Source organism: Kitasatospora nipponensis, from assembly GCF_039528135.1.
In the GTDB taxonomy this organism is placed as follows: Bacteria; Actinomycetota; Actinomycetes; order Streptomycetales; family Streptomycetaceae; genus Kitasatospora; species Kitasatospora nipponensis.
Genome location: NZ_BAAALF010000280.1, coordinates 1 through 7,544, shown reverse-complemented (window position 1 = coordinate 7,544; position 7,544 = coordinate 1). Strand labels below are relative to the sequence as shown.

Below are 7,544 nucleotides of genomic sequence, written 5' to 3'. Positions count from 1 at the left end.
TGATGCCGCCGCCGATCTGCCAGCCGGCGCTCAGCTCACCGCGGTGCAGACCCGGCGCGCCGGGGTCGCGGGTGAGGGCGATGGCCTGGTCGAACTCGCTGGTGGCCGCGGTCACAGTCGTCATGGGGTGGCGCCCTTCGGGATGCTACTGATGAGTAACAACATACGCGCGATGGCCGCCGGACCGGAAGGTCCAGCGGCCATCGAAGGGTGCGAGTGCGGTGCTTGCGGGACCGAGCGGCCTCAGTCCCGGCGGATGCTCGGCTTGAGCTCCATGAAACGGGCCAGCAGGCCGTTCACGAAGGCCGGCGAGTCGTCCGTCGAGTACTCCTTGGCGATCTCCACCGCCTCGTCCAGGACGACCGCGTCCGGGACGCCGTCCTCCCAGATCAGCTCGTAGGCACCGAGCCGCAGGACGTTGCGGTCCGCGATCGGCATCCGGTCCAGCGTCCAGCCGACCGCGTACGTGGAGATCAGCTCGTCGATCCGACGGGCGTGCTTCACGTAGCCCTCGACCAGCTGCATGGTGTACTCGGCGACCTGCGGGACGCCCTCGTCCGGCTTGGGCTCGCGTGCGCGAGCCACCCAGCCGGCGAGCACCGACAGCGGGTCGACCTCCCGGTGGTCGGCCTCGAAGAGGATCTGGAAGGCGCGCGTGCGGGCCTTACTGCGTGCGGCCGACACGGTTAGTTGTTCACCCGGCCGAGGTAGCTGCCGTCGCGGGTGTCGACCTTGATCTTCTCGCCGGTCGTGATGAAGAGCGGGACGCCGATCTCGGCGCCGGTCTCCAGCGTGGCGGGCTTGGTGCCACCGGTCGAGCGGTCGCCCTGCAGGCCCGGCTCGGTGTGCTGGACGACGAGCTCGACCGAGGCCGGCAGCTCGATGTAGAGCGGGCTGCCCTCGTACATCGCCACCAGGGCCTCGAAGCCCTCCAGCAGGTAGTCCGACGCGCTGCCGACGACCTTGGGGTCGACGAAGACCTGGTCGTAGGTGTCGGTGTCCATGAAGACGAACTGCTCGCCGTCCTTGTACGAGAACTGCATGCCGCGCTTGTCGACATTGGCGGTCTCGACCTTGGTCCCCGCGTTGAACGTCTTGTCGACGACCTTGCCGCTCAGCACGTGCTTGAGCTTGGTGCGCACGAAGGCAGGGCCCTTGCCCGGCTTGACGTGCTGGAACTCGACCACGGACCAGAGCTGGTCGTTGTCGAGCTTGAGGACCATGCCGTTCTTGAGATCGTTCGTGGAAGCCACGGGCGCACTTACTCCTGCATCTAGCTGTCAAGGAACCAAGGTGTGCGGCCTGCCCCCGCCGGGGCGGGGTCACAGGGCGAGGAGCTCCTTGGTAGTGATGGTGAGCAGCTCGGGCCCGCCCTCTTCGAGGGGGCGTACGACGAGCGTGTCCTCGATCCGGACGCCGCCGCGACCTGGGAGATGAACCCCGGGACCGACGGTGACCGGCACGCGATTGTCCAGTTTACCCGTCTCGGCGGGTCCGATCTGCGGCGCCTCCCGAACCTCGAGCCCGACACCGTGTCCGAACGGTCTGGGCCGGGCCTCGACGTGACCGGCCGCCTGCAGGATGTCGCGGGCCGCACGGTCGGGCGCGCTGCCCGGCGCGCCGGGGCACAACGCCTCCCGGCCGGCCCGCTGGGCCTCGAAGACCAGCCGGTGCAGCTCCACCTGCCAGGGCGCGGGGGCCGCCCCGATCACGAAGGTCCGGGTGGTGGAGACCGCGTACCCGCGGTAGCGCGCGCCGAGCGAGACGGTCAGGAAGTCGCCCTCCTCGACCCGGCGGTCGGTGGGCGCGTGGGTGATCCGCCCGGAGTGCGCGCCGGTGCCCACCGAGACCGGGAAGGCGGCCCGGTCCGCGCCGTGGTCGATCATCCGCCGTTCGAGCTCCATCGCCAGGTGCCGCTCGGTACGGCCCACCAGGATCGACTCCAGCAGCTCGCCGAGCGCCTGGTCGGCGATCTCGGCGGCGATCCGCAGCTCGCCGATCTCCTGCTCGTCCTTGACCACCCGCATCCGCTCCACCACCTGGCGCAGGTCGGCCAGCCGGACGCCCGCGGTGAGCGCGGCCACCGCCCGGTGGCGGCTGACGGTCAGGTCGTGCTCCTCCACCGCGAGGTCGGCCACGCCCAGCGAGGCGGCGGCGGCCGCGGCGCTCTCGACGGTGTCCTGTTCGGGCTCGGCACCCAGGCGCGGCAGGTCGGGCGCGTGGGCGTGCTCGCCGGTGTCGTCGGGCGGCAGGTCGGCGGGCAGCACGAGCAGGGCGCGCTCGCGGGTGAGCAGCAGGGTGGCCCCGCACGGCTCGCAACCGGTGAGGTACTGGACGTTGGCGGGCCTGGTGACCAGCACCGCGTCCGTACCGCCGGCGCTGCAGTGCTCTCGGAGCCGCTCCCGGCGGGCCGCGTGCGCATCGGACATGGTTCGAAGCCTACGAAGTCGGCGCCCCGGGCGCCTGTCGAGCTGCGCCGGGCGGGTCCCGCGGCGGACCCCACGGATGGGGGGACGGCGTGACGGCCAGTCATATAGGCTGCGCGGCGCGGCCAGCAGGCCACTGTCCCCCGAGAGGATCACCGTGACCGAGACCGACGCGCTGGGCGACTGGGCGCCCACCGAGATCGACACCACCGTCGCCCACTCGGCACGGGTCTACGACTACTGGCTGGGCGGCAAGGACAACTTCCCGGCCGACCGCGAGCTCGCCGAGCAGATCATCGCCGCCGTGCCGAACATGCGCGCGATGGCCCGGGCCAACCGGGAGTTCCTGGCCAAGGCGGTCACCCACCTGGTGACCGAGGGCGGCATCCGCCAGTTCCTGGACGTCGGCACCGGCATCCCGACCGCCGGCAACACCTTCGAGGTCGCCCAGGCGCTGGCCCCGCAGAGCCGGGTGCTCTACGTGGACAACGACCCGATCGTGCTGGCGCACGCCCGGGCGATGATCTCCAGCCACCCGGCCGGGCGGACCTCGTTCATCCTGGGCGACCTGCGCAAGCCCGACGACATCCTGAACCACCCGGTCTTCGCGAAGATCATCGACCGCGACCAGCCGATCGGCCTGCTGCTGATCGCGGTCCTGATGCTCTTCAAGGACGCCGAGGACCCCTGGGCCATGGTGCACGCGCTGATCGACGCGCTGCCCTCGGGCAGCTACGTGGCGCTCACCCACCCCACCGGTGACTTCGCGCCCCAGGAGGTGGCGATCGCGGTGGCGGCCGCCGAGCACGCGCACGTGACCCTCACCCCGCGCTCGCGCGCGGAGGTCGGACGCTTCCTGGCCGGCCTGGAGCTGGTCGAGCCGGGCGTGGTGCCGGTGCTCGGCTGGGGCCCGGTGGCCGAGGGCGTGGACGTCAACGCCGCGTACTACTACGGCGCGGTGGCGCGCAAGCCGTAGCCGCCGGTGGTACCGATGGGCCGGTGCACTGGTTCACCGCGCCCGACTACGCGCTGAGCCGGCTGGTGCTGCTGCGACTGCTGGCCGCCGTCTACCTGATCGGGTTCCTGACGGCGGTCCGGCAGTTCCGGGCGCTGATCGGCGAGCGCGGGATGCTCCCGGTCCCCCGCTTCCTGGCGGGCACCACGTTCCGGCAGGCGCCCACCCTCTTCCGGCTCGGCTACCGCGACCGGGGCTTCGCCGCGGTGGCCACCACCGGCGCGGTGCTGGCCGCGGCCCTGCTGGCGGGAGCGGGCGACGTGCTGCCGCTGGGGGTGGCCATCGCGGCCTGGGCCGTGCTCTGGCTGCTCTACCTGTCGATCGTCAACGTCGGGCAGGTCTGGTACTCCTTCGGCTGGGAGTCGCTGCTCCTGGAGGCGGGTTTCCTGGCCTGTTTCCTGGGAAACGCCCAGGTCGCACCCCCGACGCCGACGCTCTACCTGGTGCGCTGGCTGCTCTTCAGGGTGGAGTTCGGCGCCGGGCTGATCAAGCTGCGCGGGGACCGCTGCTGGCGCGACCTGAGCTGCCTGCGCTACCACCACGAGACCCAGCCGATGCCCGGCCCGCTCAGCTGGTTCTTCCACCACCTGCCGATGCCGCTGCACCGCGTCGAGGTCGCCGCCAACCACGTCGCCCAGCTGCTGGTGCCGCCCGCGCTCTTCCTGCCCCAGCCGTTCGCCTCCTGGGCGGCCTGCGCGGTGATCGCCACCCAGCTCTGGCTGGTCGCCTCCGGCAACTTCGCCTGGCTGAACTGGCTGACCATCGCCCTGGCCTTCGCCGCGCTGCGACTGCCCGGCGGCGGGCCGGTCCCGGCGGACGGCGGCGGTCCGGCGCCCGTCTGGTTCGAGGTGCTGGTGCTCGCGGCGACGGCGCTGGTGCTCCTGCTCAGCTACCGCCCGGCCCGCAACCTCCTCTCCCGCCACCAGCTGATGAACCACTCCTACAACCGCCTGCACCTGGTGAACGCCTACGGCGCCTTCGGCAGCATCAGCCGGGTCCGGCTGGAGGTGGTCATCGAGGGCACCGACGAGGAACGGCTGACCGCGCACACCCGCTGGCGCGAGTACGGCTTCCGCGGCAAACCGGGGGACGTGCGCCGGCTGCCCCGCCAGTTCGCCCCCTACCACCTGCGGCTGGACTGGCTGATGTGGTTCGCCGCCCTCTCCCCCGGCTACGCCCGGCCCTGGCTGCGCCCGTTCGTCGCCGCCCTGCTCGCGGGCGACCCGGCCACCCTGCGGCTGCTGGGCCACAACCCCTTTCCCCACGCGCCGCCGCGCCACGTGCGGGCCGTGCTGTACCGCTACCGCTTCACCACCCGCGCCGAGCGCCGGGCCGACGGCGCCTGGTGGCACCGCACCCGGGTGCGCGAGTACCTCGCGCCGGTCAGCCGGGGGTGAGCAGCGCGCGCGGGCGAGCGGCGAAACCGCTGGGCCGTCCGCCGGTTTCCCGCTAGGGTGCCCGCGCGCGACGACCAGGACAGGGGAGGGCGACGATGGGGCGGGACGAGGGCGCGGACGGCGGGCCGGCGGCGGGCGGGACCGGGGCAGCGGGGCAGGCCGGGGCGGCGGAGGAGGCGGTCACGGTCGTCTCGTTCTTCGACCAGGAGCAGGAGCGCGTGCGGGAGAAGGAACGCGAGTTCACCCTGCAGCGCCTGGCGGCCGGGGCCTCGCTGCGCCAGTGGGTCAAACCCGCCGTGCGCCACGACATCTGGCAGAGCCTGCAGGAGGCCAGGCAGCACCGCGGCGACGCCCGGCAGGAGATCACCACCGAGGTGCCCACCGAGGTGGAGCGGGCGCGGGCGGCCAAGGAGCTGGCCGCCCTGCTGGACCGCTACCGCGACACCGTCCGGCTGGAGCCGCTGCTGAGCGTCGAGTCCCTCACGGGCCGCCGGCGCGACGGTGACTGGGCGGCCGGGGAGCTGCGCGGCACCGGCCGTCCGCTCAGGGCCGGGCGCCGGGCGGTCGACGGGCGGATGGTGACCCGCTGGTCGCCGGCCGAACAGTCCCCCGGACGGCGCACCCCCACCACCGTCGGGGCCCTGACCGTCACCCTGCGGGCGACCTGGTACTACGACTACTGGCACGACCGTTCGGACCGGGCCGCGCGGACCTGGACGGAAAGCGTCGCCGCGGGCCGCAGCCTGGCGACGGTGACCGTCGACCGGATCGACCCGCGACGCAGGGCCTGGCTGGAGCTGGTGGTCGCCGACGCCGCCTGGGCCGAGGGGCAGCCCGGGCGGGCGCCCCTGCTGGTGGGCGGCCCGCGCCCGGCCCTGGTCAACCTCCACGTGCTGGAGGGCACCCGGCGCGGCCGGATCCCGGCCAGGGTCCCGCGCCGGAGCAGTTCCTAGGACAGGCCCTGGCGGGCGCCGGGGGCGGTGGGGCGGTCGGGCGTCAGCGCCGCTGGCAGCCGGGGCACCAGAAGAGGTTGCGGGCCGCGTGCGCCTCGGTGCGCACCTCCGTGCCGCAGACCAGGCAGGGCCGCCCCGAGCGCCGGTAGACGTAGACCTCGCCGCCGTGGTCGTCCACCCGTGGCGGGCGGCCCATCGCCTGCGGGGTGTGCTCGGGCCGCACGGTGTCGATCCGCCCCACCTGCGCGCCCGCGCGCATCAGCGCCACCAGGTCGGCCCAGATCAGCTCCCACTCGGCGCGGGTCAGGTCGCGCCCGGCGCGCAGCGGGTCGATGCCGTGCCGGAAGAGCACCTCGGCCCGGTAGACGTTGCCCACCCCGGCGAGCACCTTCTGGTCCATCAGCAGCGCCGCCACCGTGCTGCGGCTGCGCGAGATCCGCTGCCAGGCCCGCTGCGGGTCGGCGTCGGCGCGCAGCGGGTCGGGGCCGAGCCGGGCGTGCACCGCGTCCTTGCCGGCCGAGGTGAGCAGCTCGCAGGTGGTCGGCCCGCGCAGGTCCGCGTAGTGCTCGCCGTTCGCGAGCCGCAGCCGCACCAGGCCCACCGGCGCGGGCGCCGCACCGGTCCCGAAGGTGAAGACCCCGTACAGCCCGAGGTGGATGTGCAGCCAGCGGCCGCCGGCGCCCGGGGCGAAGCCCAGGAAGAGGTGCTTGCCGTCGGCCTCCGCGCTCTCCAGCTCCCGGCCGTCCAGCAGCGCGGCGCCCTCGGCGAAGCGGCCCTGCGGGCTGGCGACAGCCAGGGGGCGGCCGCCGAAGGCGCGCAGGTTCTCGGCGGCGAGGCGGTGCAGGATGTGGCCCTCGGGCATGGCGCGGTCGTCTCTCGTAGGAATCGGACGGGGGAAGGCCCCGGCGCGGGGGGCGCCGGCGGGCGCCGCTCCCGGCGGTCGACGGCGGGCGTCAGCGGACCGGCCGGCCGGTCGGCCGGGCGGTGATCACCCGGTCCAGCGCCTCGGCGGTGGCGGCCACGTCAAGCTGCGAGTTGTCGATGATCGGCAGCCCGGAGTTGTACCAGCCGGCCATCCGGCCGTGGATCACCGCCACCTCCTCGTCGCTGAGCCGCCGGTTCCCGCTGCGGCGGGCGTTGCGGGCCAGCACCGTGTCCAGGCCCGGCAGCAGCACCACCGGGATCATGCCGGGTCCGATGTGCCGCTTCCAGCCGCCCAGCCCGATCGCCGGGCGGTCGGGGAAGACCGCGTCGTCGATCACGCACGAGATGCCGTTGGCGAGGTAGTTGCGGCAGGCGAACCCGCAGGTGCGCCGGGCCAGCCGGTACTGCGCCTCGGAGGCGCTGTTCCAGCCGGACTGCGGGTTGGCGAAGCCGGACTGCACCCACTCGCGGACGTCGTCCAGGCTGATGTGCGCGGTGGGGGTCGGGCGGCGCTCGGCCCACTGCCGGGCCACCGTGGTCTTGCCCGCGCCGGCCGGGCCGATCAGCAGCACCGCGACCGGGCCGGCGTAGCTCTGCGGGACGTGCGCCGGCAGGTGCACCGGAGCGCCGGTGGGCATCACGAAGTGGCCGGTGCCACCGGGTGGTGCCGCCGCGCTGGGCGCGCTCGCGGGGACCCGGCGGACGGCCGCGGCGGCGCTGGGGGCCGATCCGGGCGGCGGCACGTGGGCGGCGGGCGGCGGGGGCGCGGCGAGCGGCGCGGGTGCGGACCTCGTCGAGTCGGCAGAGTGCGTGCAGGGCGTGGCTGATG

The 7,544-nt window shown here is 74.1% G+C and carries 8 protein-coding genes; 3 read left to right on the top strand and 5 right to left on the bottom strand.

Features of this window, described 5'->3' with window-relative positions; genetic code table 11:
- Positions 1-243: 243 nt before the first annotated feature.
- The 3 genes from nusB to ABD323_RS38150 all read right to left on the bottom strand — a co-directional run bounded on the left by nusB (position 244) and on the right by ABD323_RS38150 (position 2,429).
- The gene (gene nusB, locus ABD323_RS38160) at positions 244-684 is read right to left on the bottom strand and encodes a transcription antitermination factor NusB (RefSeq protein ID WP_344446697.1); all 441 of its coding nucleotides are present in this window, start codon (positions 682-684) and stop codon (positions 244-246) included.
- Between the two features lie 2 nt (positions 685-686).
- Positions 687-1,253, bottom strand: coding sequence for an elongation factor P (gene efp, locus ABD323_RS38155; protein WP_344446696.1), 567 nt, complete (start codon positions 1,251-1,253; stop codon positions 687-689).
- A gap of 69 nt (positions 1,254-1,322) precedes the next feature.
- A complete protein-coding gene (locus tag ABD323_RS38150; protein ID WP_344446695.1) occupies positions 1,323-2,429 on the bottom strand; it encodes a M24 family metallopeptidase in 1,107 nt (368 codons plus the stop codon).
- 154 nt (positions 2,430-2,583) lie between these two features.
- Here ABD323_RS38150 and ABD323_RS38145 point away from each other — a divergent pair, with 154 nt between their 5' ends.
- The 3 genes from ABD323_RS38145 to ABD323_RS38135 all read left to right on the top strand — a co-directional run bounded on the left by ABD323_RS38145 (position 2,584) and on the right by ABD323_RS38135 (position 5,791).
- Positions 2,584-3,402 (top strand): SAM-dependent methyltransferase, encoded by an 819-nt coding sequence (locus tag ABD323_RS38145; RefSeq protein ID WP_344446694.1) that lies wholly within the window; start codon positions 2,584-2,586, stop codon positions 3,400-3,402.
- A gap of 23 nt (positions 3,403-3,425) precedes the next feature.
- Positions 3,426-4,838 (top strand): lipase maturation factor family protein, encoded by a 1,413-nt coding sequence (locus ABD323_RS38140; protein WP_344446693.1) that lies wholly within the window; start codon positions 3,426-3,428, stop codon positions 4,836-4,838.
- 95 nt (positions 4,839-4,933) lie between these two features.
- On the top strand, positions 4,934-5,791 hold the full coding sequence (locus tag ABD323_RS38135) for a hypothetical protein (protein ID WP_344446692.1): 858 nt from the start codon (positions 4,934-4,936) through the stop codon (positions 5,789-5,791).
- 43 nt (positions 5,792-5,834) lie between these two features.
- Here the strand turns inward: ABD323_RS38135 and ABD323_RS38130 are convergent, their stop codons facing one another.
- Both ABD323_RS38130 and ABD323_RS38125 read right to left on the bottom strand, forming a co-directional pair.
- Positions 5,835-6,653 carry an Fpg/Nei family DNA glycosylase gene (locus ABD323_RS38130; RefSeq protein WP_344446691.1) on the bottom strand — a complete coding sequence of 273 codons (819 nt, stop codon included), beginning with the start codon at positions 6,651-6,653 and terminating at the stop codon, positions 5,835-5,837.
- A gap of 91 nt (positions 6,654-6,744) precedes the next feature.
- Complete coding sequence (locus tag ABD323_RS38125; RefSeq protein ID WP_344446698.1) at positions 6,745-7,458, bottom strand: AAA family ATPase; 714 nt, start codon at positions 7,456-7,458, stop codon at positions 6,745-6,747.
- Positions 7,459-7,544 lie beyond the last annotated feature (86 nt).